We start from the raw sequence: 21118 nt of genomic DNA on the forward strand, positions 1-21118 counted from the left end.
GGGCCGCCCGCGGGCAGTGCGGGCGGCCCACCACTCCAGCACACCACAGACGGGAGACCGTGATGAACGACCATCCCATCGAAGCCCGCTGCGACCACTGCAAGCAGACCCGCCGCCTCATCCAGTACACGCCCGACCACGACCACGCCGTCACTGATGACCTCGCCGCCTGCGAGTGGTGCCGTCGAGACATGCAGCCACTGCTCTGCCCCAGTTGCTGGAGCAAGGAAGCGGAGCGCGAGGACAAGACGCTGAGGGGCCCAGAAGAACTGGCCGACGCGGAAGCCATGCACTGGCGCGTCGCGAAAGAAGCCCGCTTGATCCGGCAGGACGAGGCTAACGGAGGCCAGCGATGATGCAGCAACTGCAGCTCCCCACCGTGATCTGCGGCACCGTCGACGCCCAGGCCGGCGAACGCGAGAAGACCGACGGCATGGCCCGCGCCGCAGCCCGTACCGACGAGTCCTGGGCCGCCGCCTGCGACCGGGCCATTCGCACCATGGCCGCCCGCGGCGTCATCTTCCAGGCCGCCGACCTGATCGCCGAAGGCCTCGTCCAGGAGCCCGAGCACTCCGCCCAGTGGGGCCCGCGCTTCGCCAAGGCCGCCGCCGACGGGGTCATCGTGAGCGCCGGGTTCGTCCCGTCCAAGCGGGTCACGGTGCACCGCTCCATCTGTCACCAGTGGATCGGCGCCGGACAGGAGACCGCGGCATGAACACGGACCTGATCGTGGGCCTGGTCACCGGCATCGTCGTCGCCAGCTGCGTCGCCATCCAGCTCCACTACGCCCCGACCCGCAACCGATCCCGCCGAGCCACCACCCGGCTCAAGCAAAGCATCACTGTCTTCTGGCCCGCAGAAGACCCGTGGACCGACGAGGAACTCGACGACGCGGCCATCGCCGACGAGGCAGCCCTCGGCATCCGTGACATCAACAAGTACCTCAAGAAGCAGAAGGAGGCAGGACAGTGACCGCCGCCATGCGCAACCGACCCCTCACCGCAACCACCGCCTACGCGACACTCCGCCTCCTCATCGCCCCCACCACCGACGTCACCACCGACGACATCGACTGGATCGCCGTCGAACGCGCCGCAGCCGGCGAATACCCACGCGTCGACCTCACCCCCGACGAACAACGCGAAGCCGCCCTGATCCTCACCCGAGCCGGCTTCGGCGCACAGATCATCTCCACCCGCCTCAGCGTCTACGAACGCCTCGTCATGGAATGGCAAGCCGCCGCCGGACTCCTGCCCCCCGAACGCCTGTGCACAGTCGGCCAATGCCGCCGCGCCCGCAGCGGGCGCGGACTCTGCGCCGCACACCTCCAGGCACTGCGCGCCAAAGAGAAGAAGCAGCGCAAGGAACAGGAGGCAGCGGCATGAGCGCGCCCACCTGGGAAGAGCAAGGCCTGTGCAGGCAGACCGACCCCGCCCTGTTCATGCCCAAGGACTACAGCCGCCAGCAGGTCCAGGCCGCATGCGACATCTGCGAGCGCTGCCCCGTCCGCCGAGCCTGCCTGGCCGACGCACTCGCCCGGGAAGCCGGTCTGCCCCCGCACATGCGCGCCACCATCCGCGGCGGCAAGACACCCCGCGAACGCGAAGCCATCGACAAGCGCCGACGCCAGAAGGAGACCGCGTGATGCTGATCAACCTGCAGACGTTGAAGGCGGACACGACTGACGGCTTCTGCGGAGGCGGCGGCTCCTCAGAAGGGGCAAAGAGCATCGGATTGTTCGTGCGCGTGGCCCTCAACCACTGGCGGCTCGCCATCGACGTCCACAATGCCAACCACCCCAATACCGCCCATGATTGCGCCGACCTCTCGCAGGTCGACCCCCGGCGCTACCCGACCACCACCTTCGCGTGGTTCTCCCCGTCCTGTACCAACCACTCCATTGCCAAGGGACGGCAGCGGCACATTGATGCCACCCCCGACCTGTTCGGGGAAACCCTGCCCGATGAAGCCGCCGAACGGTCCCGCGCCACCATGTGGGACGTCGTCCGCTTCGCTGAACACCACCAGTACCGCGGCATCATCGTCGAGAACGTCGTTGACGCCCGCGAGTGGATCCTCTGGCCGGCGTGGATCTCAGCCCTGCACGCCCTCGGATACCGGTCGCGCCTCGTCTGCCTGAACTCCATGCACGCTCAGGCCCTCGGTCCGGGCGCCCCGCAGTCACGCGACCGCATGTACGTCGTGCTGTGGCGGGAAGGCGAGAGGCAGCCGGACTTCGACAAGTGGCTGCGTCCTGCCGCGCTGTGTAGCAGCTGTGACCGGACGGTGCGCGCCGTACAGGCGTGGAAGAACCCGCAGCGCCAGTACGGCAAGTACAAGCGGCAGTACGTGTGGCGCTGCCCCACCAGCCACTGTCACGCCGAGGTCTACCCCTCAGCCCGGCCGGCTTCTGATGCCATCGACTGGTCCCTCCCGGCCGTCCGCATCGCCGACCGGACCAAGCCCCTGGCCGACAAGACCATGAAGCGCATCCGTGACGGCTTCACCGCCTACGCGACGCCGCTCATGGTTCCCGTCGAAGGGCGCGAGGGGAAGCTGGCCCGGCCCGTCGAATTGCCGATGCGAACCTGCACAGCCCGCAACGAGACCGGCCTGGCCGTACCGCCGTACATCGTCGAACTCCGCGGCGGCGGATCCAGCCACCGCCTCGCTTCCAAGCCCCTGGCCACCGTGTGCGCCTCCGGCAACCACCACGGCGTCGTCGCCCCCGACCTCGTCATCCCCTACTACGGCAACGGCACAGCGTGGCCTGCCGCAGAGCCCATCCCGACGGTCACCACGGTCGACCGCCACGGCCTGCTGCACGGCGGAACCGTGACCGCGGTGGAAGACCTCGGCTTCCGGATGCTCGAGCCCAATGAGTACGCGGCCGCCATGGACTTTCCCCACACCTACATCTGGTTTGGTAGCAAACGCGAACGCGTCCGAATGGCTGGCAACGCCGTCACCAAGTCGGCCGCCCGCGACCTGTTCGCCTGCATCGCCGAAGCCGTCCTCGGCGAGCAATACGAGCTGGCTCCGGCCGCGGCGTGACTGGGCCTCGCGCGCCCGCCGCCGCCCGGCACTGACCACACCACCCGAACCATCCGCACCCCGCCCGAAAGAAGATCACCCATGGCGCGTGGCCACGGCAGGATCCTCACCAGCATCTGGGAGGACTCCGACTTCCTTGTGCTTGACGAGAAGGAACAGCGCCTCTACCTGTTCCTGATCTCGCAGCCGAACCTGAACCATGCCGGCCTGCTGCCGCTCACGCTCCGGCGGTGGGCCCGCAAGGCGCACGGACTGACGTCGGCCGAGCTGGAGAAGAGGCTCCAGGCTCTGGAGGCCGCTCGGTTCATCGTCCTGGACGAGGACACCGAGGAACTTCTGATCCGTTCCTTTGTCCGTAACGACGGTGTATGGCGGATGCCGAAGGTGATGGGTGCCATGGTCTCCGGCGCACTGGAGATCTCCTCGCACAGGCTTCAGGCTGCGCTGCTGGCCGAGATGGACCGCATCCCCCTCGGCGAACTCAGCGATGAGCCGACCAAGTTGAAGGGGCAAGTGGGCCCCTCGATCCGGAAGCAGATCGCCGCCCACATTGAGACCCTCCGCAGGGCCTTCCGTGGGTCCGACCCAACTCCTTCCGGAGGGTGTTCACGGACCCCCTCCACAACCCCTTCGGCAACCCCCTCCGATGCCCTTTCCGAAGGGGATAGCGAGGGGGCTGCCGAAGGGGGTCCGAAAGGCTCTACGCGCGGCCGCGCGGGCGCATCACGCGCGCATTCCCCTGCCCCTGCCCCTGCCCCTGCCCCTGCCCCTGCCCCTAACCCCCTTGTGGTTGAGGTGGGTGAAAAGACCTCAGGTAATAGCGAGCTGAGCCTCACGCCGCCTGACGGCGACGCCCCCATCGACATCGACGGCTTCGAACTCAACGACGCCATGCGGGCCTGGGCTCTCCGCACCTTCGGCCCGAACCTCGACCTCGACTACGAGACCCACCAGTTCGTCGATCACTTCCGCGCCCAAGCCGTCCGGCGCTCCAACTGGCCGGCCGAGTGGCAGAAGTGGATCCGCCGCTCCGCGAAGTACGCCAGTGAGCGCGCCAACCGCCCCCGGAACGCCAGCAACGTCATCGCTCTGCCCTCCGGCCAGCCCCTCGCCGGTACCGATGCGACCGTCGCCGGCTGGGGCGCCGTGGCCGCCTCCTTCGACACTGAGGACACCGCATGAATCCGCGTGAATCCGCCCAGTTACTCGGTCACTGTGCCGCTTTCGACAACCGCAAGCCGTCCCAGGCTGCTGCTGTCGCCTGGGCGTCCGCCCTCCACGACGTGCCCTTCGACCAGGACGCCAGGGATGCCGTCGCGATCTACTACACGACCCCGCCGAAGGATCCGGACGCCAAGTTGTGGATCTTGCCGCATCACATCCGCACCCTGCGCACGAAGATCCGCAGCAAGCGGCTGGAGAGCTTCCAGTACGAGCCGCTGCCCGACGAGACGGTGCCGGAGTACCTGGCCCGGCTGCGAGGCCAGACGCAGACGATCGCCTCCGGCCTCGTTACCCCGCCCACCGGCCCGCTGGCCCTCGAGGGCGGCCCGTCGAAAGAGTTCGTGGCCGAGCTCGAGGCCCGCGGCTGGCAGGGCAACCGCACCGTCGACGACGAGGACGCCGAAGCCGGGCTCGTCGACGGCGTTCGCCGGCCGGGCCCGCTCGGTGTCGAATGCCCCGTCGACACCTGCCGTGCGGCGATAGGCAGGCCGTGCAAGACGCCGGGCGGTACGGGAAATCAGCCGCTGGGCAAGCCGCGCCTGAAGCCGCACAGCGCCCGCCTGCGGGCGGCCAGCGGCCGGGCGGAGCAGCCGGCGCAGGAGCGAGCCGCGCAGGAGCAGCGGGTCCGTGAGATGTCCGCCCGGCACCTCGCCCGCCTGGACGAGGAGATCCCGGACGCGGAGATCGTCGACGAGGAGGCCGCGTCGTGACCGCCGGCTGGAACGCCCCGATGCCTGACTCGATCCGCCACGCGTTGCGTGCCCGGCAGCATCCGGCCCGCGCTGTTGCCTGCCCGCACTGCCATGCCCATGAGCACCGGCCGTGCACGACGCCGTCGAAGCGCCGGATCCTCACCGAGCCCCATCCTCAGCGGATTTCGGAGTGGGTGCGCTCAGTGGCCGTGTGCCCGGAGTGTCAGGTCGCACTCAACGTGCCCTGCCACACGGGTGGGTGGCCGCTGCACGACGGCCAGGTCCACCCGCAGCGCACCGCCCTCGCCCGCGAGACGCCGCTGTGAGCCCGCTGGAACGCCTCCTGGCCGAGGAGGTCCCTGACGGCACGTTCGGCGCCTCACGGGCCCTCCGGAGGCCTTCTCGGGCCCGCCTGCAGCCAACCGGCCCCGACCCGCGCGCAGCTGAGCACCGAGCCGAACTCGAAGCCGCCCTCCACGGCTGGGACTACCGCAAGTCCCGCCGTCACCTCCACCCCGTACCCGACACCCCGACCCGAAGGAGCGCCGCCTGATGCCCACCCGAATCCAGCGCCGCCGAACGAAGGGCTGGCGCAAGCCCGACAACTGCGTGATCGTCAGCCGGCCCAGCCGCTTCGGTAACCCATTCTTGATCAAGCACGCCGTCGAGGCCGAGGTGGAAGACCCCCGCAGCGCTGTCGCCGCGTACTACCGCGAGTGGCTGCGCGTCGGCACCCAGGGCGGCTGGTACGAAGAGACCTACCGCATCGGGCGCCAGGTGTTCGACCGACGCCGCGTCCTCGCCGACCTGTATCTGCTGCGAGGCAAGGACCTCGCCTGCACGTGCCCGCTGCCGGAACCCGGTGAGCCGGACCACTGCCACGCCGCGGTACTGCTTGCTCTCGCCAACGGGCCCGCCTCCCAGGAGTCCTGATGGCCCCGCGATGCGCCCTGTGCGGGCGTCTGCTGCATGATCCGGCCTCCCGGGCCCGCCGGTTGGGTCCCGCATGTTTTCGGCGCTCAGGCGGCCACTCAGGGCCTCGCACCTCACGGTCCCGCCCCGCTCCTGCGTCCGCCACGGGAATGCCAGGGCAAGCCGAACTCCCCCTGCACGCCACTCAACTCACCCTCTGGAGCCCGCTGTGACCAGCATCGAGTGGACCGAACAGACCTGGAACCCCACGACAGGCTGCGACCGGATCAGCCCTGGATGCGACAACTGCTACGCCATGACCATGGCCCGCCGGCTCAAGGGCATGGGGCAGGCCAAGTACCAGACCGACGGCGACCCCCGCACCAGCGGACCCGGCTTCGGCGTGGCCACCCACCCCGACGCCCTGCGAGAGCCGTTCGGCTGGCGAAAGCCGCGCCGCGTCTTCGTGAACAGCATGAGCGACCTGTTCCACGCCGCGGTGCCGGACGAGTTCATCGCCAAGGTCTTCGCCGTCATGGCGCTCACCCCGCAGCACACCTACCAGGTACTCACCAAGCGGCACGCCCGCATGCGGTCCGTCCTCAACGACCGTTGTACCTGCGGCAACGGGCACCTGCCCGGCGTCCACTTCCGCTCCGCCATGGCCTGGGCAGTCTCCAACGCCAACCCCAACCGGATCGCCGGAGCGTCGGACGACGCCGAACAACGCGTCTGGGACTCGCCCTGGCCCCTGCCGAACGCGCATCTCGGCGTGAGTGTCGAGAACCAGAAATGGGCGGACATCCGTATTCCGGCGCTGCTGAACACCCCGGCCGCCGTCCGCTTCCTGTCCATGGAGCCGCTGCTCGGACCCGTTGATCTCAGCAACTTGCTTTCGGAGGAGAACACCTGTGGTTGCACCTCTCAATCGCGAGGACGAGGCGTACCGGGCGAAGGTAGCCCGCGGCGAGCGTCGATCTCGTGGTTGATTGTCGGTGGGGAGAGCGGCCCCGGCGCCCGGCCCTTCGATCCGCAGTGGGCGGCAGACCTCATCGAGGATGCTCGTCTGGCCGGCGCTGCCCCGTTCGTGAAGCAGCTCGGCACCGTGTGGGCCCGCGCGAACGGCTACTTGGGCAAGGGCGGCGAACCGGACAGTTGGCCTGCTGAACTCCGCGTCCGCGAATACCCGGCTCCGAACTCAGGGCGAAGCATCCCGAGCCATGCAACCGCCAGGAGCATCGCGTGACGCCCCGGCAGGTACGTCGCCCTCTCGGCACCGAGGACCTGATGCTGCTACGCCTCCTCGCCAACGGAGCCTCCGACCGGGAACTCGCCCGGGCCATGTTCCGCGGCGAGACCACGGTACGCAGCCGCCTCAAGCGCATCCGCAGGGTTCTCGGCGCCCGAGACCGCGCGCATGCCGTCGCCCTGGCCCTGCGGCTCGGCCTCATCAGCCCCGACGCCGTGGCCCTCCCGCAGCACGAGCGGAGGCCGGCGTGACCGGCTGGTCCTGGACCGAGCCCTGCCTGTGGGGCGACGACGCCGACGACTGCCCGTGCTTCGACGTTCCGTGCCCCGAACCTGTGCCGGCGCGTGCCGTCGAGGACGTGCCGGTGGGGGAGTGGCTGTGAAGTCCCGTCAAGAGGCCACGCTGGAGGAGCTGCTGAACCTTGCCGACCGCGCCGAGGCCCCACACGGCCTCACGGCAGCCGAGGCTGCCCGTCTGCGCTCCGGACTCCAGAGTTTGGCTCAACCACCGGCAGAACGGCGCCCGGTGGCCTCGAAGGCCCTGCGGCAGGCCCTCGGTGAACTGCGGCGCCTGCAGCGGGCCGTCGGCCGGCTCCACCGACCCGTTGCCCGTGGTGGCGCCACCGTCTGCGCCGAGTGCTCCGGCTGGGACGGCGCCCGCTGCCGCGGAACCCTCACCCCCTGGCCCTGCCCCACCGCCGAAGCCGCCGGACTCGACACGGAGGAGCTGCCCCGGCGGGTCCGTGATTCCAGGGCCGTTCGCGACCGCCCGCGAACATCGGGCCACCCCGCCCCTGTTCGTCCGTCCACCGAAAACCCGACCAGTGAATCGAGGCACCTATGACCCACACCGAACCCGTCGGCGTCGCCAACGGCACTCCGGCTGCGCTCCCGGCCAATGCGATCAAGCACCCCAAGTGCGGACGCTGGTGGACCGGTACCGGACGATCACACTGCGCATCGTGTTGTCGGACTTTTAGCTGTGACTCGGCTGCAGACAGGCACCGCAAAGGCCCCTTCGGCGCCAGCCGCCACTGTGTCGACCCGGCGATCGTCGGCCTCGTCGCAGTCCCCAAGCCGTGGGGCCAGATGTGGCAGAACCCCGGCCCGGACACCGTCGGCGCGACTACCCCGTGGTCACACTCCGCCCCTCAGATAGCCGCCTGACCACCCATCAGCCCGGCTGGCGTCCCGGCCGGGCCCGACCGAGGAACACCGTGAGCGAACCGACACCCCCCACGCCCGACACCTCACCCGAGCCCGGCGACACCGGCACAGAGCCCGGCCCTGCGCTCGCGCCCGTCCAGGTCCGCGACCCCCGTACCGACTGGCTCGTCCAGGTCTGGGAGGCCGACGCCTGGTGCGCCGTTGCGGCCCCCTTCTGCGAAGCCGACCGCCCCGCCGCCATCGCCCGCCTCCATCAACGGCAACAGCGCTTCCCCGACGACGAGCACCGGCTCATCCGCCGCACCACCACCTACACCCTCGAGGAGCCCCAGCCATGACCGACCACACCGACCAGCAACTCCGCGCTCTGCTGGCCCGGCTGATCACCGACGGCGCCCACCACGCTCGCTGCGCCGGAGTCTCCAAGCGCGAGGAGGCCGCACTCGTCCACGACGGATTCGCTGCCGGTTTCCACCATGCCGCGATGTACACAGCCGATCTCCTCGCCACCGGCAACCTCCAGTGGCACAGCGCCCACCGCGTCACCGACGACGACCAGACGGCAGCCGAATACGTCCTCAACCACCTGCCCGACACTCCCGCCGAACGCGCTCAGCTCATCGCGAAAGCCATCGGCAGGACAGCCAGCGGCGGCACCCTCGAACACCGGGCCGCGACGCCGTCAGCCGGCCCCCTGGCCTGACACACGGTGTGCCCGGGGGCACTGCACGCCCCCGGGCACACCAGCACCCATCACAGCAGCACACCCACGCGAGGCAAGCACATGACTACACCCCCGAGGAACTTCTTCACCGGCAGCCACGGCTACACGGACCTGTCACCGGATCGCCGGCAGCCGCACCAATGAGCGGCGACGACGCGCCGCTGTGCCTGTGCGGACACGGACGGGACAAGCACAACTCGGCCACGGCCCTTGGCGGTGCGCAATGCCGCTCCTGCCCCGTCGACGAGAACGGCAGATGGCGCCACCTCTACGCCCCCGACACCACCCCGGTCGCAGCCGGCTCCGGCTGCTACGCCCACTGCGCCGCCACCGAAACCCTCGAACACATCCGCAACCTGGCCGCCGAACTCGCCGAGACCAGCAACGGATGCCTCTGGCAATGCGGCGCCACCCAACTCGCCGACCGCATCATCGCCGCACTCAACCCACCGGAGCAGCCGTGAACCGACTCCGCGAAACCCTCGCCGCGACACTGCTCCGCGCCGCCAACCGGACAGCCGGCCACCACATCTACCTGTCCACCAGCTGCCTCCACGGCAACCACGACTACTGCCAACACCACACCGGACTCTGCGGCCAGAAAACCCCGGCCGTTTGCAAGTTCTGCAAACGACCTTGCATCTGCCACTGCCATTGACCAGCCACACCGCGGCGCGAACCGGGGCAACCCGTCCAACGGCCTCAGGGGCGCAGCCAACCCATCCACCGCTCCGCCCGAGGTGGCCGGGTCAGGCGTTGGAGTCCTTCTGTGCCTCGCGTCCGACGGTGGGGGCCCGCTTGCGTTCGGCTCCGACGGCGCGAGCGATGCGCCGGAAGTACTCGTCGGAGAGTCCGGTGAGCTTGGCGAGCTGTCCGGGGGTTGCCCCCGCCCGCAGGTCGCGTGCTGCTTGTTCGCGGACCGGGTCTTTGAGTTTGGCTGCGGCGTCGTGGTGCCGCTTGTGCTGGCTGTAGAGCCGGAGGGCGTCGTCTTCGGGTGTGAATGCGCTGGTCATGCCCTTCATGTTCGCACAACGTGTTGGCCACCTGGAAGGCCACGCAGGTGGGAGGGTGCAAAGAATCATGGAGGCAAACGCGTTGGCCTATTGCGAGGCCAACTGTTGGCCTCTATGGTGGAGTTACCGCAAGGGAGACCGAGCGGAACAACTCCACAGAGAGCGATCAGCAGACCCGGGCGGACACGGAACGAATCGTGATCCAGGGATGGCGAAGTCCGGGAAGCGTGCGCAGTAGGAAAGCGATCCCCGCCAGCGATCCCCTGGCTACAACAAGCGGCAGACGGCCACCTTCAGGTGAGCGGACCGTGGGGTGAAAGAACCCGGACTTCGCGAGCCGGCAGCCGATAACCGTCCCCAGCACGACCAAGTTGCCGATCGTTCTCTGTGGGGCCACCAGCCGACGGGGGGTGACCACGATGGAACCGCTCGACCCGATGAGGACACACCGCCGATGCAAGGGCACCGGCATCTTTCAGACCCTTAACGGCCCTGTCTCCTGCTCCCCCTGCAGCGGAACCGGCAAGATCCCGTCCGCCCGCGACCAGCGCCGCCTCGACGCGGAGAGCGCCCGCCGTTCTCGACTTCTCAAGGCCATGTACGACCGGGCCGCCGAGCGCGACGGAAGCCGCTGTGGTGACCTCGACTTCAACGCTCACCAGGGCTACGGGCTCCTGGAGCAGAACGAACCCAACCGCCTCGACGCCCTCTTCGGCTCGCTCGACGCCGGTCGCATCGACGACGTCATCGACGCCCTCGTCGCCTACCGCAACTCGCACATCAACTGGACCACCTGGGGGACTTGAAATGCTCGCCTCGCTCCGCAGTCTCGTCCGCCGCAGTATCCGCGCCGCACTCGGCACCGGGACGGCGCTCCGCTACCGCACCCTGTCCGGCCAGATCGCCGCCGACGTCGACGCCGGCGTGCTCATCCGCACCGGCGACCTCCTCGACCGGCTCGGCGCCGGAGACCTGCCCGACGGAAAGCGCTCTTGGTACGGCCGCCATGTCGCCAAGGCCTACCGTGCCGCTCACCTTGGCGCCAACGCCCTCAAGGTCTGGGCGCGCCACCGCACCACCGGAAAGTGGAACCACGTCCACGTCTACGCCCCCACCGACCCCGCCCTGGTCGTCGCGCTCCACAGCTACACGGCCACCTGCGGCCTCCCCCTGGACTTCCAGCTTGCTGCCTGATGGCGAGACATCGCCGACCCGCAGCGCACCGTCCATGCCAATGAAATCAAGGAGAAGCGGACATGGCGACCACGTTCACCGATGCGGCCCGCACCACACTCCTCGGGCTCGACATCACCGACATCGCTCGCGAGGCCCTGGTCAACGGGAAGTACAACGCGTGGCGCAACACATGGCTCTTCGACCTGGACGCCTCGACGGAGCTGGAGATGATCAGGCTCCTGCGTGAAGAGAACGCCAAGCAGGGCGACGACGACTCAGACCGCTGCACCGCCGTCTGACGGCACCCACCCGAGAGGGCAAGTCGCATGAGTTACCAGCCCGCCCCCGGCGACCGCGTCATCGTCCGACGTACCCCCGGCAACCATGGCCGTACCGGTGTCATCGCCGGCACCGTCCGGGAGGTCCTCACCATCGACGGCATCGAAGGCATCCTCGACTTCCTGGACGACAGCGGTAAGCACGTCTACCTCGGCAGTAATGAGCAGTTGGCCGCCATCGGGGTCCACCAGACGATCGAACCCTTCCCTACCTCAACGTAACGGCCCACCACGACGGGTCCGGCGGTGTGGATACGCGACCGCACCCAGGGTGCACCGACTCGCTTCCGCACCGCCGGACCACCCGACCCCAGCTGAAGGAGTCACCGTGACCAGCCAGCCCCCGATCGCCCACGAGCGTCTCGCTGAAATCCGGGGACGCCTCGCCGCTCTGGATGTCGGAGCCGCGGAGTTGCGCGAGATTGCCGGCCAGCTCCTCGCTGACAGCAACTACTGGTACATGCGCGCTGACTACTGGCGCGAGGGCTACCGCCTCGCCAAGGGGCTGACCGACGACGAATTGAACGCGCAGATCGCGATCGAGGAGGTCATGAAGCCCCATGTGCGGCCGTGTCGGTTCCCGAACTCGCCAGACTGCACGTGCGACACCGCGGATTCAGGAGAGCCGCCGAACCCGCCCTACGACATGCCGGCCGCCATCGATAGCTGGTGGGACCTGTGACGACCTCAACGTCGGCGCTCCCTGCGCCCCGCATCTGTGCCGCTCCGTGCTGCGGTCGGCCGATACCACCCAACGCCCCGTCCGCTCACTGCTCTTGGACGTGCCGCAACACCGACGACCTCAGCGAATAGGAACCCGGCTCCATGCGCATGAACTGGCCCAACCTGACCTGGCACAAGGCCCGCTGGCCCGACAAGACGTACCACGCCCGCGCTGGCGCCTACACCTACACGATCGATCACGACGGTACCTCGTGGTGCCTCCGAGCCTGGCACGCCAGCACCCCCGTCAGCCTCGGGTATCCGACGGGCCGAACGGTCGCGCAGCTCCAGCAGATCGCCGACGACCACGCAGCGGCCAACGCTTGATCAACTCGCCACCCAGGAGAACACCATGCATAAAGCAGGAGACTTCGTCACAGTGCTGGAGGGACCTTACAAGGGTCGTGTCCTGCCGATCCGGTCCGTCCGAATGTTCGCCACGGACAGCGGCTACTACCTCGTCGACGGCGCTGGCCTCTACAGCCCGAAGATGGTCGCCCTCGCACGCGAGCGCACCAGCGGCAACCCCTGCGGCGAACCGTGTGACGCGCGTGATCACCATGCGATCAAGATGTGTGATCACTGCCGAGGTGTGTGTCTCTGTTACATCCCTGCCCAGGAGGAATGCCCATGAGCGTCATCGACACTGAGGACTACTGCGACACCTGCGCGGAGCCCGGCACCTGCGAATGCGACGACCCCGAGCAGTGCTGGACCTGCAACGGCACGGGCGAGTACATCCTCGAGCACTGCTGCGCCTGCGGCGGCTCCCCGTACTGCCAGTGCTGCCGCGCCTGCGGCGCATCCTGCGTCGGCTCCTGCCGCTGCCCCGTCACCGTCACCCTCAACGACGGTTCGACGAAGACCCTGCCGCCCGCCCACGACGACGAGGTCGACGTCGAGGCCTGACGCGATGCGGCCGTCCGCTCGATGCAGGCGGCTGCCAGGGAGTTAAACGCATGCGCATAACCGGCGTCACCGCCAAGACCGTCACGATCACGCTCACCCGCGACGAGGCCCGCGCTGTCCGCGATGACCTCGGCGACATCCTCGCCAGCCGCATCAGCGTCGCCGGCGACCACCTCCACACCAAGCTCGACATCGCACTCGACCACAAGCCCGGCGAAGACCGCAAAACACAAATAAAGCGCCCCATCAAGAGGCCAGCATGACCCCAGCCACCGCCCGTCTCGACCCCATGGGCCTCACCGTCATCATCCGCATCGACGCCATCCGCACCGACACCCTCGAAGCCCTGGCCCGGGCATGGCGCGACGACCCCGTCGCCGTCACCGATGCACTCGACGAACTCGCCGCCGCACTCCCGCACACCACCCACCCCGACGACCCCACCGGCGCCCACCCCGCGGCCATCCGCGAAGCCCGCGACGCGCTCACTGCCCTCACCGAACTCGGGCCCGCTGAAACCGACATCACCCACGACGAGGCCGTCGAACTCCGGAACCAGCTCGACAACGCCATCGCCGGCACCTGCACCGCACGCATCAGGAAGGACGCAGCATGAAGACCACCGGTACCTGCCCTGTCTGCCACCGGAAGCTGACTCTGACCAAGACAGGCAAGGTATGCCCGCACAAGAACGGACGCACGAGCATCGTCGACCCTCAGCGTGGCCAGCGCTGTAAGGGTGCTGGCCAGATGCCGGCCGTAGTGGAGAAGAAGTGATGACCACCCGGGACAGCCTCCGCGCATTCCCGCCCGCCACCCTCGACGACCACGCACGCCGCGTCGGCCGACGCATCGACCAGCAGGCTTCTTGAGCGCCTGACCAGCAGCGAAAGAACGCAATCTTCGGAGATGGCCAATGGGCCCCAAGTACCCGCTGACTGTCGCGCTCCAGGGCGGACGCGTCCAGCACGCCGCTCTCTTCATCGGCAACGGGCCAGCCGTAGCCACCCTCTGCCGCAAACGCGGAGTCCCCGTCGGCGACGGAGCAAACCTCCCGTATTGCAGCGCATGCCGCAACCGGCCCAACCCCATCGACCAGCGCAGCTACAAAAAGGCTACGGAGACACCGTGACGACACGCATTCCCCGAGGCCTGAACCGAGCCATCGACCTGTGCCAATACAACGCCCCATGGTTCACCGAGACCGAACTGGAGGCCATCCGGGAGTACCACCGAGACGTCCCGAACTGCCTGACCCACACCCCGCTGGACGACCTGCTGACCGCGGACGACGTAGCTGGCGCACTCCGCGAGCACGCTGAACGCCTGGCCAATTGGCACGACGCACTGTGCCGACTGCTGACCGATCCCCGACTGGAGCGCAAGGCAACCGCGGACACCGTCCTCCCCGTGGGCATGGATCCCGGCAGCGGCCCGTACAGTCTCGCCGTGCGGCGCTTCCTGACGATGGCCGGCACCAGCTACCACAGTGAGCGGCAGCACTTCGAGTACGAGACCACCCGGTGGGCGCTCGGTCTCCAACCTCCGTGGACCTACCCGGAGGAGACTCGCGCCCTCAACCTCGACCTGAAATCCCTCACCTGGGACTGAGCACCCCGGGACGGCCGCATCGCCGGCAAGCAGACCGCCGTCCCGGGGATCCCGACCCGCAATGAGACCAGGAGATTCCCAATGATCTCAGCAGTCGTATTCGCTGTCACCTTCATCGTCTTATTCATAGGGCACTGGACAGCCGACTACCCTGGCCAGACCGACAAACAGGCCTCGCGCAAAGCAGGATGGACCGAGGGGGACAGGGACCCGCATCCCGGCCGCCACCACCACGGATGGGGCGCCAACCAACTCCACGCAGCTACCCACACCATCATCGCCCTGGCCCTGCTGCTCCTGATCCCCGGCTGGGCCCTCGACCTGCCGCTATCGGCCGCCGGCCTCACCGCAGCCTTGGCATGGATCCACGTTTCCCACGCCCTGATTGACCGGCGCTGGCCCGTGAGTTGGTGGATGCAGCACACCGGCCAGGTTGAATTCGAGACCCGTGGCGGGGCCGCGCACGTTGACCAAGCCGCCCATATCCTGCTCGGGCTGTTCCCGGCCGCACTGCTTCTGGCCAAGCTTCACTGATCTGCCCGGGCCCCTGGAGCGTGAAGTCTCACGAGGATCACGCTCTTTCGGCAAGGTACCCAAAACAGTTCCTCCGTACCGGGGTTCACAGCCTTGCCTTTGGCTCCGGCACTCGGGGTGTCAGTCGTCCCTGTCCATGGCATGCGCGAAGTACGAGCCGGGCCCATACCCGGCGTGCACGTCGGGATCGTCGTCGATCCAACTGCCGCTGAAATTCCTTCTACTGCACTCCGAGCAGTCGGGGTTCTCGCAGGGGCCCTCGTCCCACATGCCGGCGTGGTAGTCGCGCGCTGCGTCCATCTTTTCCCTCCACGGTGTGTGAGACGCGAAACCTGGCACTTCGCCGCCAAAGAGGACTTCCAGCAGTTCTCGGAGGCGCGCGGAACGCTCGGACCTCAGCCTGGACTCGACATCCTGCCACTGACTGTCGTCGCAGAGACGGAGGGGCTGCGGCACCAGGATGCGCTGGCTGATCAGATCACGGACCGGTCCGGAGGCCCTGACCAGCTCACGGAGCAGCAGGCTCCAGGACCGCGTCGGCTGGCCCTGGACAGCCAGCCGCTTCCCTTCACGGGACTGGCTCCGTGTCTTGCTGTCGTGGCAGGTGCGGCACAGGAGCTGCAGGTTGGACGGGTCGGCACTGTCTCCCCGGATGTGATCGACTTCTTCACCCGGCGCGCCGCACCGCACACACCGTCCGTCATCACGTGCCCACACAGTCTCGCGCTGCACAACAGACACGCGGCGTCCGTAGCCTCCTGACACGGCAGACCGGAGCTTGGTGTACAAGGCTTCGGCGTAGTCCTCGTCACGGAGGATCCCGTAGCGCACCTGCGCGGGGATGAACTTCCCGCCGGTGAGATGGCGCCTGACCCACCGGACCGCCTTCGCGCCATCCTTGCATCCGTCGGAACAGAACAAGCTGCGGTCGCCCGGGTCGAGTCGCTGGTCGCAGGCCGCGCAGTGGTCTGGCCGGAACACCGCATCACTGTGGCGCAGTGCGGTGGTGTACTTCTCGCCCGCCGCGGGCTGATTCTTCCGCACGCTACTCCCAGACCTGGTACGACCCCATGCGTCCCGCCGCTGAAACGGCCATGCCTGCCGAACGGGAAGTCCAACTTCGCGGGCCCCGGGCGACCTTGACCGAGTCGTGCCGCCTTGCGCGGCGTGGGAGCACGCGTCTCGCAGCAGGCCGCACCATATCGTCAGACCGGCCGCTACTGCATCCCCGCTGGCCACTGCCGCCGGAGGCGAGAACGCCAGCGTCACTGGACATGGGAAGTGTCGTTGGTCATCCGGAACTCGCCTGAACAACTTTGGTGGTTCTTCAGCCTCGTTCGGCACGTCACTGATGTCGGCGGAAACGGCCATGGCCTTCCTGGGGGCGATCCCGGGGCCATACTGAGCGGATGCAACACAGGCGCCCGGACCGGGCCGTCCAGCAGCAGCGGTGGCTTGTCATCCCCGAGCCGGCTCGCGCACTGGCCGTGCGCAACAGGGCCGACGAACAGTTCCTCGCCGTCGAGCAGCAGCACGAGAGGGTGCTCGCCTACTGCGCCCGCGATTCACACGCGCGCGTCAACTCGCTGACGACAGCTGCCTGACCGGAGCCCACCGGCTGCGCGAGGCATTCCACGACTTCGACCAGGCCACCGCCCACGTAAGACTCATCCGCAACAAGCTGGAGCACTTGGACGAGGTCGTCATACGAGACGAAGGCGGGTTCGGCTTCGGGGTCGCAGACGACCAGGTGACCATCTCCTACCGTGGGCATACCGTCACCACGACTGGCCTCGCCGCCGCCGTGCGCTCCCTCCACGCGACCATCCGCTCCGTGGTCGACCCGCTGGCGGAACTCGACGTCCACGGCCAGGATCCCATCGTCCCGCGGTACCTCGCGGGGAAGGCGCCCCCCGGCACCCCGGAATCGACACCCTGATGCCCCGCAAGTCGGTATCAGCCGCACCAGCATCAAGACGAGCAAGTGGGGCTGGCGGAAGCCGGATCCGGGCCCATGAGTGGGGCCAGGAAGAGCTGGAGCCAGGTGGGATCAACTGCACCGATAAAGTCAGGGCGGCTTGAATTGATCGGTGAGGGCAACTTCCAAGCCCTGCTTACACGGTGAGTGCAATCACGTTGATCAGCTCCATGATCATCCTGGTAGTGTCATGACCAGGATAATCATGTGCTCGGCTACTCTCTGGCTACTCAACTGGCACTGGATTCACGCCTGGACTGAGGGAAAGGGGCGCACTCACTTATGGAACGGATTCGATGAAACGACGCTGTACTGCCCGCTTAACAGCAGTTCTATTGGCATGGTCTATCGCCTTCGTGGGTGCCACGGCCGCACCGGCAGCCGCAGCCGAAACCCCAAGCGATGAATTCGCCAAGGGGCTAGGGGCGTGTGACTATGACAACCGTGGTGCGATTACCGATACCGCTGCCGCGCGAATCTATGAGGCTCTAAAAGCAAACGATCTCAGCCAGTTGCGTGACTTCCCACTGAAGGATCTCCTGAGACCAGAGTTCATCGACTGCGTCAAGAACACTGCGATGGGAATCGCGGGAAATACGGCACAGGCATGCCACGAAAAGCCGCTTCTCCTAGGGCGCCTCGACTGCTATAGAGGGGTGATTCGCTCCGGAGCCAGCAAGGCTGCCGAGTTCTTGCTGACTGTCGATATTGCACGAGGCTACGTTCAAGCGGCTGCCGGACAGGCAGATGCAGTCAAGGCGCTTGAAGCCGACTTGAAATTCTATCAGTCAAAGACCCCCGCTCAGATCGCAGCAGACAAGGTCGTTCTGGCAGACGCCCAGGCAAAGCTGCATAGGTTTTCCGAGATTCGCGACAATGAATTTAATGCGATCTTCCGCGTCAAAAACCCGAAGTCTTGGCAGGAAATGGAGGACATGAAGGCGGAGAGTCGTGAGTTCTGGGACTCTCTGGAGAGGACAACCGACCATCTGGCGGATTTCTCGGAGAACGTCGACATCGGTCGCGTCGACAATGCGCTCAAGGGTATGAATTCCTCGATGGAGGAGATCATCGCCGGGCAGCATCAAATGACCGACGCGCTCAATGGCGTAGGCGGCGCCCTGGACGCTATGAGCAAGGGGGTCGACAGTATTAACGGCGCCCTGGGCACTATGAACGAGGGGACGGCCGACCTCAATAGCGGTCTGGCCATGACGAACGAAGGCATCAACGCCGCCAATAAAGCGCTGGCCGACATGAATGCCGGAATCGACAAGTCCAACGGCGCCGTGAAGAAGATCAACGACTCGGTGCGCGAGCTCGGCAAGGCGCTCGATGCTTTCAATAAACCGAACGTGCCTACCGCCTTCGATTTTTCTAACCTCGGTGACCTGTTCGGCAGTCGTCAGTCCATCCTCGAAGACAAGGCGACCCAGCTCAAGATGGGCGCCCTGCTCGACCTCAGCCCGGTCATCGGAGACGCTAAGGGGATTCTGGAAGCCCTCACCGGGAAGGACTCTTCGACAGGCGATAAGCTTTCGCCTGCTGAGCGGCTCGTTGGCTCGGTCGTCCTGCTGCGGTGGATGAAGGCTGGCAAGGAGGTCATTAAGGCCGAGGAGCTCACCGAGGCCATGAAGGCCGAGAAGGCAACCGGCAAGATCGATGGCTGGATGAGTCGTGAGGCCTACCGCAAGGTTCCGGATTCCCTGAAAGAATACGAGTCGTTCAACCGCAAGGGCATCGGATACCGTTGGAACGACGGTAAGGGCAACGGCATCCGCATCGATAAGGGCGAGGCGAGCAACCCACAGCCGTACCAGCAGGTCGACCACGTCGTCATCAACTCGGGCGGCAAAATCATCGGTCGGAACGGGCAGCCTATCAACGGCTCAATCAAGGACGACCCGAGGGAAGCACACATCCCGCTCGACGAGTGGGTCAAGTGGAAAGAATGGAACCAGCCGTGAACCCTGACGCGAAGCAGGTCCAACTTCCGGAAACAAGGGCAGAGGTAATCTCTGCACTCGAAGCGCTCTCAGACCCGGAGTACCAGCAACGCATCTGGATTCAGCGACAGTATCCGACCCCGGGATACTTCGACGACTTCACCCTCACCGTGAACATCCTCGATGACGCGGCAGTCCTCGACAGGCCCCACGAGACTGTCGGTTACACATTGGCATCCGCCGTTGAGGCAAGCGCCATGGAGCACCTCTCCGGGTGCATCACCGAGGTTATCGCCGCCGTGGGCAAGCAGGCGCCTGACGATGAGACCTTGAGGTCCCCCCTCTGGGAGAAGGTAGTGGCCGCTGCCCAGGAGGCGCTGACCGCGCTCACCGACGAATCTCGCTGAGAGACCCCGACAAAAAATGTCCCCGTCGTCTGCACACGGCAGACGGCGGGGACATCGGCGATCCATGGGAGATCAGCGGGTGAAGACCTCGTACAGCGTGATCAGCATGGACGCGAGGCCGATCAGAGCAGCGATCGACGGCAGCACGACAGCGTGGAGGGACACCTCCCGCTGCCTGCACATTCCCAAGCCAGTACCAAGGGTCATTCAAGTCCGGGTAGAACACGCGGGCCACAGCAATCTGTGTCCGTCCCCCGAGGTAGCTTCGCACGCCAGAATCACACCACCACGGGGGCTATACGTGATCGTCCGCCATACCCGACTCGTTGTCGCCGCCGCGCTCCTGACGGCGGCCCTGGCCGGCTGCTCCGGCTCGTCATCAACGGATGCCAAGGGCCAGGCCACCGCATCGGCAAGGGTGCTGCAAGCACAGCCTGACGCCAGGGGCTCAGTCGGCGCCATCCCGGCCGGTCCCGGTCCGCAGAAGAAGTACAGCGTCCAGGCCCAGCCGGCAGCCGGCTCGTGCCACTACCGATACACCGCGGATAAGCAGCCGCTGCCCGACCCGAAGTGCACGCCGGGGGCCCTCAATCCGGACGTGAAGCAATCGACCCTGCAGGCCACGATCTGCCGACCGTCTGGCTACACGAAGGGAATCCGACCGCCGGCGTCCATCACGGGGCCGGAGAAGGCCGCGAACGCCAAGTCCTACGGCTACCAGGACAGTCTGCACGATGCGGAGTACGACCACCTCGTCAGTCTCGAGCTCGGTGGCGACCCCAACGATCCGCGTAACCTGTGGGTCGAACCGCCCTCCCCCGGCCACAAGCCCGGCGCCGGCCCGAACAACCCCAAAGACGCGGTGGAGTCGAAGCTCCACACCGCCGTCTGCTCCGGCAAGGCCCAACTCGCCGACGCTCAGAAGGACATCGCCACCGACTGGACCACCGCACTGGCCAAGCTGGGCATCAACTGAGCGGAGCCCTCGGAGATGCCTCCGGGGACTCCACTCATGACGATGCCGCTATCGGCAGTCGCGGCTGTACCCGTCCAGGGCACGGTTCAGTCGCTCTTCCGCGAGCTGCGCGTATTTCTTGTCTCCGCTTTTTCGGGCTTCTTCCAGAACTTCACGGCGGTGCGATATGCGGCGTTCCCACGTCTCTTTGTCGTGTGGGAGGTCGTCTGCGTTGTTGGTCCTGCGAGCCATGATGCCTTCCCTCCGTCAGTTGACCTGACTTGAATTTTTCAAGTGGTGCGAGCTTCACGCAACGAGCTTGCGCAAGTTTCCTGTTTCCCATTTCGGAAGCAGCGAGGAGGCAGCGACATCAGCCGTCGCTGGTCGAGGCCATCCACCCCGCCACGCTCACGAGTTGTCGACCTTGCAGCAACGTGCACACCGGCTGCCGCTACGGCCTTCCGACGCCGTGTACAGGTGATCGCCGCAGAAGTAGCCGCCGCAACC

37 protein-coding genes are annotated in these 21118 nt (G+C 67.0%); 35 read left to right on the forward strand and 2 right to left on the reverse strand.

The genetic code is table 11. From position 1 onward, the window contains the following. Nucleotides 1–62 precede the first annotated feature (62 nt). The 19 genes from ACLHRZ_RS11290 to ACLHRZ_RS11380 all read left to right on the forward strand — a co-directional run bounded on the left by ACLHRZ_RS11290 (nucleotide 63) and on the right by ACLHRZ_RS11380 (nucleotide 9485). The gene (locus ACLHRZ_RS11290; protein ID WP_490418198.1) at nucleotides 63–356 is read left to right on the forward strand and encodes a hypothetical protein; all 294 of its coding nucleotides are present in this window, start codon (nucleotides 63–65) and stop codon (nucleotides 354–356) included. Next, complete coding sequence (locus ACLHRZ_RS11295) at nucleotides 353–715, forward strand: hypothetical protein (RefSeq protein WP_490418199.1); 363 nt, start codon at nucleotides 353–355, stop codon at nucleotides 713–715. Before ACLHRZ_RS11290 ends, ACLHRZ_RS11295 begins: the two co-directional genes overlap by 4 nt. Continuing rightward, the gene (locus tag ACLHRZ_RS11300) at nucleotides 712–972 is read left to right on the forward strand and encodes a hypothetical protein (protein ID WP_490418200.1); all 261 of its coding nucleotides are present in this window, start codon (nucleotides 712–714) and stop codon (nucleotides 970–972) included. Before ACLHRZ_RS11295 ends, ACLHRZ_RS11300 begins: the two co-directional genes overlap by 4 nt. Before the next feature lie 8 nt (nucleotides 973–980). Next, entirely contained in the window at nucleotides 981–1385 is a 405-nt protein-coding gene (locus ACLHRZ_RS11305) for a hypothetical protein (protein ID WP_490418201.1), read from the forward strand. After that, a complete protein-coding gene (locus ACLHRZ_RS11310; protein ID WP_490418202.1) occupies nucleotides 1382–1645 on the forward strand; it encodes a WhiB family transcriptional regulator in 264 nt (87 codons plus the stop codon). The genes ACLHRZ_RS11305 and ACLHRZ_RS11310 overlap by 4 nt, the downstream gene beginning before the upstream one ends. Beyond that, nucleotides 1645–3054: a DNA cytosine methyltransferase gene (locus ACLHRZ_RS11315; protein WP_490418203.1), complete on the forward strand. Its 1410-nt coding sequence runs from the start codon at nucleotides 1645–1647 to the stop codon at nucleotides 3052–3054. Before ACLHRZ_RS11310 ends, ACLHRZ_RS11315 begins: the two co-directional genes overlap by 1 nt. Nucleotides 3055–3135: 81 nt before the next feature. After that, on the forward strand, nucleotides 3136–4236 hold the full coding sequence (locus ACLHRZ_RS11320; RefSeq protein ID WP_490418204.1) for a hypothetical protein: 1101 nt from the start codon (nucleotides 3136–3138) through the stop codon (nucleotides 4234–4236). After that, nucleotides 4233–4988, forward strand: a complete 756-nt coding sequence (locus tag ACLHRZ_RS11325; RefSeq protein ID WP_490418205.1) for a zinc finger domain-containing protein — start codon at nucleotides 4233–4235, stop codon at nucleotides 4986–4988. The genes ACLHRZ_RS11320 and ACLHRZ_RS11325 overlap by 4 nt, the downstream gene beginning before the upstream one ends. Nucleotides 4989–5008: 20 nt before the next feature. After that, nucleotides 5009–5296 carry a zinc finger domain-containing protein gene (locus ACLHRZ_RS11330; RefSeq protein ID WP_490418206.1) on the forward strand — a complete coding sequence of 96 codons (288 nt, stop codon included), beginning with the start codon at nucleotides 5009–5011 and terminating at the stop codon, nucleotides 5294–5296. A 226-nt stretch (nucleotides 5297–5522) separates the two neighbouring features. Beyond that, complete coding sequence (locus tag ACLHRZ_RS11335) at nucleotides 5523–5903, forward strand: DUF4326 domain-containing protein (protein WP_490418207.1); 381 nt, start codon at nucleotides 5523–5525, stop codon at nucleotides 5901–5903. Continuing rightward, nucleotides 5903–6115, forward strand: coding sequence for a DUF6011 domain-containing protein (locus ACLHRZ_RS11340; protein WP_490418208.1), 213 nt, complete (start codon nucleotides 5903–5905; stop codon nucleotides 6113–6115). Before ACLHRZ_RS11335 ends, ACLHRZ_RS11340 begins: the two co-directional genes overlap by 1 nt. Then, nucleotides 6112–7128, forward strand: a complete 1017-nt coding sequence (locus ACLHRZ_RS11345) for a DUF5131 family protein (RefSeq protein WP_490418209.1) — start codon at nucleotides 6112–6114, stop codon at nucleotides 7126–7128. The genes ACLHRZ_RS11340 and ACLHRZ_RS11345 overlap by 4 nt, the downstream gene beginning before the upstream one ends. After that, a complete protein-coding gene (locus ACLHRZ_RS11350) occupies nucleotides 7125–7382 on the forward strand; it encodes a LuxR C-terminal-related transcriptional regulator (protein WP_490418210.1) in 258 nt (85 codons plus the stop codon). The genes ACLHRZ_RS11345 and ACLHRZ_RS11350 overlap by 4 nt, the downstream gene beginning before the upstream one ends. Then, a complete protein-coding gene (locus tag ACLHRZ_RS11355; protein ID WP_490418211.1) occupies nucleotides 7379–7513 on the forward strand; it encodes a hypothetical protein in 135 nt (44 codons plus the stop codon). The genes ACLHRZ_RS11350 and ACLHRZ_RS11355 overlap by 4 nt, the downstream gene beginning before the upstream one ends. Then, nucleotides 7510–7974: a hypothetical protein gene (locus tag ACLHRZ_RS11360; RefSeq protein ID WP_490418212.1), complete on the forward strand. Its 465-nt coding sequence runs from the start codon at nucleotides 7510–7512 to the stop codon at nucleotides 7972–7974. Before ACLHRZ_RS11355 ends, ACLHRZ_RS11360 begins: the two co-directional genes overlap by 4 nt. Continuing rightward, nucleotides 7971–8297, forward strand: coding sequence for an FDXHR family putative zinc-binding protein (locus ACLHRZ_RS11365; protein ID WP_490418213.1), 327 nt, complete (start codon nucleotides 7971–7973; stop codon nucleotides 8295–8297). The genes ACLHRZ_RS11360 and ACLHRZ_RS11365 overlap by 4 nt, the downstream gene beginning before the upstream one ends. 50 nt (nucleotides 8298–8347) lie before the next feature. Then, on the forward strand, nucleotides 8348–8635 hold the full coding sequence (locus ACLHRZ_RS11370; RefSeq protein WP_490418214.1) for a hypothetical protein: 288 nt from the start codon (nucleotides 8348–8350) through the stop codon (nucleotides 8633–8635). Then, nucleotides 8632–9000 (forward strand): hypothetical protein, encoded by a 369-nt coding sequence (locus ACLHRZ_RS11375; RefSeq protein ID WP_490418215.1) that lies wholly within the window; start codon nucleotides 8632–8634, stop codon nucleotides 8998–9000. The genes ACLHRZ_RS11370 and ACLHRZ_RS11375 overlap by 4 nt, the downstream gene beginning before the upstream one ends. 161 nt (nucleotides 9001–9161) lie before the next feature. Beyond that, complete coding sequence (locus tag ACLHRZ_RS11380) at nucleotides 9162–9485, forward strand: hypothetical protein (RefSeq protein ID WP_490418216.1); 324 nt, start codon at nucleotides 9162–9164, stop codon at nucleotides 9483–9485. Between the two features lie 285 nt (nucleotides 9486–9770). On the opposite strand, the gene ACLHRZ_RS11385 is transcribed toward ACLHRZ_RS11380, so the two are convergent. After that, complete coding sequence (locus tag ACLHRZ_RS11385) at nucleotides 9771–10034, reverse strand: hypothetical protein (RefSeq protein ID WP_490418217.1); 264 nt, start codon at nucleotides 10032–10034, stop codon at nucleotides 9771–9773. Between the two features lie 419 nt (nucleotides 10035–10453). Here ACLHRZ_RS11385 and ACLHRZ_RS11390 point away from each other — a divergent pair, with 419 nt between their 5' ends. The 11 genes from ACLHRZ_RS11390 (at nucleotide 10454) to ACLHRZ_RS11440 (ending at nucleotide 15325) form a co-directional block, all read left to right on the forward strand. Beyond that, the gene (locus ACLHRZ_RS11390; RefSeq protein WP_490418218.1) at nucleotides 10454–10840 is read left to right on the forward strand and encodes a hypothetical protein; all 387 of its coding nucleotides are present in this window, start codon (nucleotides 10454–10456) and stop codon (nucleotides 10838–10840) included. A gap of 1 nt (nucleotide 10841) precedes the next feature. Then, the gene (locus tag ACLHRZ_RS11395) at nucleotides 10842–11228 is read left to right on the forward strand and encodes a hypothetical protein (RefSeq protein ID WP_490418219.1); all 387 of its coding nucleotides are present in this window, start codon (nucleotides 10842–10844) and stop codon (nucleotides 11226–11228) included. A 62-nt stretch (nucleotides 11229–11290) separates the two neighbouring features. Further along, nucleotides 11291–11509 carry a hypothetical protein gene (locus ACLHRZ_RS11400; RefSeq protein ID WP_490418220.1) on the forward strand — a complete coding sequence of 73 codons (219 nt, stop codon included), beginning with the start codon at nucleotides 11291–11293 and terminating at the stop codon, nucleotides 11507–11509. Between the two features lie 27 nt (nucleotides 11510–11536). Next, a complete protein-coding gene (locus ACLHRZ_RS11405; RefSeq protein ID WP_490418221.1) occupies nucleotides 11537–11770 on the forward strand; it encodes a hypothetical protein in 234 nt (77 codons plus the stop codon). 106 nt (nucleotides 11771–11876) lie between these two features. After that, a complete protein-coding gene (locus tag ACLHRZ_RS11410) occupies nucleotides 11877–12230 on the forward strand; it encodes a hypothetical protein (protein WP_490418222.1) in 354 nt (117 codons plus the stop codon). A 143-nt stretch (nucleotides 12231–12373) separates the two neighbouring features. Further along, complete coding sequence (locus ACLHRZ_RS11415; protein WP_490418223.1) at nucleotides 12374–12598, forward strand: hypothetical protein; 225 nt, start codon at nucleotides 12374–12376, stop codon at nucleotides 12596–12598. A gap of 303 nt (nucleotides 12599–12901) precedes the next feature. After that, the gene (locus tag ACLHRZ_RS11420; protein ID WP_490418224.1) at nucleotides 12902–13180 is read left to right on the forward strand and encodes a hypothetical protein; all 279 of its coding nucleotides are present in this window, start codon (nucleotides 12902–12904) and stop codon (nucleotides 13178–13180) included. Nucleotides 13181–13230: 50 nt separating this feature from the next. Beyond that, the gene (locus ACLHRZ_RS11425) at nucleotides 13231–13443 is read left to right on the forward strand and encodes a hypothetical protein (RefSeq protein ID WP_490418225.1); all 213 of its coding nucleotides are present in this window, start codon (nucleotides 13231–13233) and stop codon (nucleotides 13441–13443) included. Beyond that, entirely contained in the window at nucleotides 13440–13796 is a 357-nt protein-coding gene (locus ACLHRZ_RS11430) for a hypothetical protein (RefSeq protein WP_490418226.1), read from the forward strand. Before ACLHRZ_RS11425 ends, ACLHRZ_RS11430 begins: the two co-directional genes overlap by 4 nt. Before the next feature lie 512 nt (nucleotides 13797–14308). Further along, the gene (locus ACLHRZ_RS11435; RefSeq protein ID WP_490418227.1) at nucleotides 14309–14791 is read left to right on the forward strand and encodes a hypothetical protein; all 483 of its coding nucleotides are present in this window, start codon (nucleotides 14309–14311) and stop codon (nucleotides 14789–14791) included. A gap of 81 nt (nucleotides 14792–14872) precedes the next feature. Further along, entirely contained in the window at nucleotides 14873–15325 is a 453-nt protein-coding gene (locus tag ACLHRZ_RS11440; protein ID WP_490418228.1) for a DUF3307 domain-containing protein, read from the forward strand. A gap of 120 nt (nucleotides 15326–15445) precedes the next feature. On the opposite strand, the gene ACLHRZ_RS11445 is transcribed toward ACLHRZ_RS11440, so the two are convergent. Next, a complete protein-coding gene (locus tag ACLHRZ_RS11445) occupies nucleotides 15446–16369 on the reverse strand; it encodes an HNH endonuclease (RefSeq protein WP_490418229.1) in 924 nt (307 codons plus the stop codon). 365 nt (nucleotides 16370–16734) lie between these two features. On the opposite strand from ACLHRZ_RS11445, the gene ACLHRZ_RS11450 reads away from it, so the two are divergent. The 5 genes from ACLHRZ_RS11450 (at nucleotide 16735) to ACLHRZ_RS11470 (ending at nucleotide 20632) form a co-directional block, all read left to right on the forward strand. Beyond that, entirely contained in the window at nucleotides 16735–16929 is a 195-nt protein-coding gene (locus ACLHRZ_RS11450) for a hypothetical protein (protein WP_490418230.1), read from the forward strand. A gap of 86 nt (nucleotides 16930–17015) precedes the next feature. After that, complete coding sequence (locus ACLHRZ_RS11455) at nucleotides 17016–17264, forward strand: hypothetical protein (RefSeq protein ID WP_490418231.1); 249 nt, start codon at nucleotides 17016–17018, stop codon at nucleotides 17262–17264. 395 nt (nucleotides 17265–17659) lie between these two features. Next, on the forward strand, nucleotides 17660–19270 hold the full coding sequence (locus ACLHRZ_RS11460) for a pre-toxin TG domain-containing protein (RefSeq protein ID WP_490418232.1): 1611 nt from the start codon (nucleotides 17660–17662) through the stop codon (nucleotides 19268–19270). Then, on the forward strand, nucleotides 19267–19656 hold the full coding sequence (locus ACLHRZ_RS11465; protein ID WP_490418233.1) for an SCO4402 family protein: 390 nt from the start codon (nucleotides 19267–19269) through the stop codon (nucleotides 19654–19656). Before ACLHRZ_RS11460 ends, ACLHRZ_RS11465 begins: the two co-directional genes overlap by 4 nt. Before the next feature lie 301 nt (nucleotides 19657–19957). Beyond that, entirely contained in the window at nucleotides 19958–20632 is a 675-nt protein-coding gene (locus ACLHRZ_RS11470; protein ID WP_490418234.1) for a hypothetical protein, read from the forward strand. The last annotated feature ends 486 nt before the right edge of the window (nucleotides 20633–21118 follow it).

It is taken from the genome of Streptomyces sp. AM25, from assembly GCF_058146165.1.

Bases quoted from the DNA above. Each gene is read 5' to 3' on its own strand.
- ACLHRZ_RS11290 (WP_490418198.1), top strand. From the start codon at position 63: ATGAACGACCATCCCATCGAAGCCCGCTGCGACCACTGCAAGCAGACC.
- ACLHRZ_RS11295 (WP_490418199.1), top strand. From the start codon at position 353: ATGATGCAGCAACTGCAGCTCCCCACCGTGATCTGCGGCACCGTCGAC.
- ACLHRZ_RS11300 (WP_490418200.1), top strand. From the start codon at position 712: ATGAACACGGACCTGATCGTGGGCCTGGTCACCGGCATCGTCGTCGCC.
- ACLHRZ_RS11305 (WP_490418201.1), top strand. From the start codon at position 981: ATGCGCAACCGACCCCTCACCGCAACCACCGCCTACGCGACACTCCGC.
- ACLHRZ_RS11310 (WP_490418202.1), top strand. From the start codon at position 1,382: ATGAGCGCGCCCACCTGGGAAGAGCAAGGCCTGTGCAGGCAGACCGAC.
- ACLHRZ_RS11315 (WP_490418203.1), top strand. From the start codon at position 1,645: ATGCTGATCAACCTGCAGACGTTGAAGGCGGACACGACTGACGGCTTC.
- ACLHRZ_RS11320 (WP_490418204.1), top strand. From the start codon at position 3,136: ATGGCGCGTGGCCACGGCAGGATCCTCACCAGCATCTGGGAGGACTCC.
- ACLHRZ_RS11325 (WP_490418205.1), top strand. From the start codon at position 4,233: ATGAATCCGCGTGAATCCGCCCAGTTACTCGGTCACTGTGCCGCTTTC.
- ACLHRZ_RS11330 (WP_490418206.1), top strand. From the start codon at position 5,009: ATGCCTGACTCGATCCGCCACGCGTTGCGTGCCCGGCAGCATCCGGCC.
- ACLHRZ_RS11335 (WP_490418207.1), top strand. From the start codon at position 5,523: ATGCCCACCCGAATCCAGCGCCGCCGAACGAAGGGCTGGCGCAAGCCC.
- ACLHRZ_RS11340 (WP_490418208.1), top strand. From the start codon at position 5,903: ATGGCCCCGCGATGCGCCCTGTGCGGGCGTCTGCTGCATGATCCGGCC.
- ACLHRZ_RS11365 (WP_490418213.1), top strand. From the start codon at position 7,971: ATGACCCACACCGAACCCGTCGGCGTCGCCAACGGCACTCCGGCTGCG.
- ACLHRZ_RS11375 (WP_490418215.1), top strand. From the start codon at position 8,632: ATGACCGACCACACCGACCAGCAACTCCGCGCTCTGCTGGCCCGGCTG.
- ACLHRZ_RS11380 (WP_490418216.1), top strand. From the start codon at position 9,162: ATGAGCGGCGACGACGCGCCGCTGTGCCTGTGCGGACACGGACGGGAC.
- ACLHRZ_RS11385 (WP_490418217.1), bottom strand. From the start codon at position 10,034: ATGACCAGCGCATTCACACCCGAAGACGACGCCCTCCGGCTCTACAGC.
- ACLHRZ_RS11390 (WP_490418218.1), top strand. From the start codon at position 10,454: ATGGAACCGCTCGACCCGATGAGGACACACCGCCGATGCAAGGGCACC.
- ACLHRZ_RS11395 (WP_490418219.1), top strand. From the start codon at position 10,842: ATGCTCGCCTCGCTCCGCAGTCTCGTCCGCCGCAGTATCCGCGCCGCA.
- ACLHRZ_RS11400 (WP_490418220.1), top strand. From the start codon at position 11,291: ATGGCGACCACGTTCACCGATGCGGCCCGCACCACACTCCTCGGGCTC.
- ACLHRZ_RS11405 (WP_490418221.1), top strand. From the start codon at position 11,537: ATGAGTTACCAGCCCGCCCCCGGCGACCGCGTCATCGTCCGACGTACC.
- ACLHRZ_RS11415 (WP_490418223.1), top strand. From the start codon at position 12,374: ATGCGCATGAACTGGCCCAACCTGACCTGGCACAAGGCCCGCTGGCCC.
- ACLHRZ_RS11420 (WP_490418224.1), top strand. From the start codon at position 12,902: ATGAGCGTCATCGACACTGAGGACTACTGCGACACCTGCGCGGAGCCC.
- ACLHRZ_RS11425 (WP_490418225.1), top strand. From the start codon at position 13,231: ATGCGCATAACCGGCGTCACCGCCAAGACCGTCACGATCACGCTCACC.
- ACLHRZ_RS11430 (WP_490418226.1), top strand. From the start codon at position 13,440: ATGACCCCAGCCACCGCCCGTCTCGACCCCATGGGCCTCACCGTCATC.
- ACLHRZ_RS11440 (WP_490418228.1), top strand. From the start codon at position 14,873: ATGATCTCAGCAGTCGTATTCGCTGTCACCTTCATCGTCTTATTCATA.
- ACLHRZ_RS11450 (WP_490418230.1), top strand. From the start codon at position 16,735: ATGCAACACAGGCGCCCGGACCGGGCCGTCCAGCAGCAGCGGTGGCTT.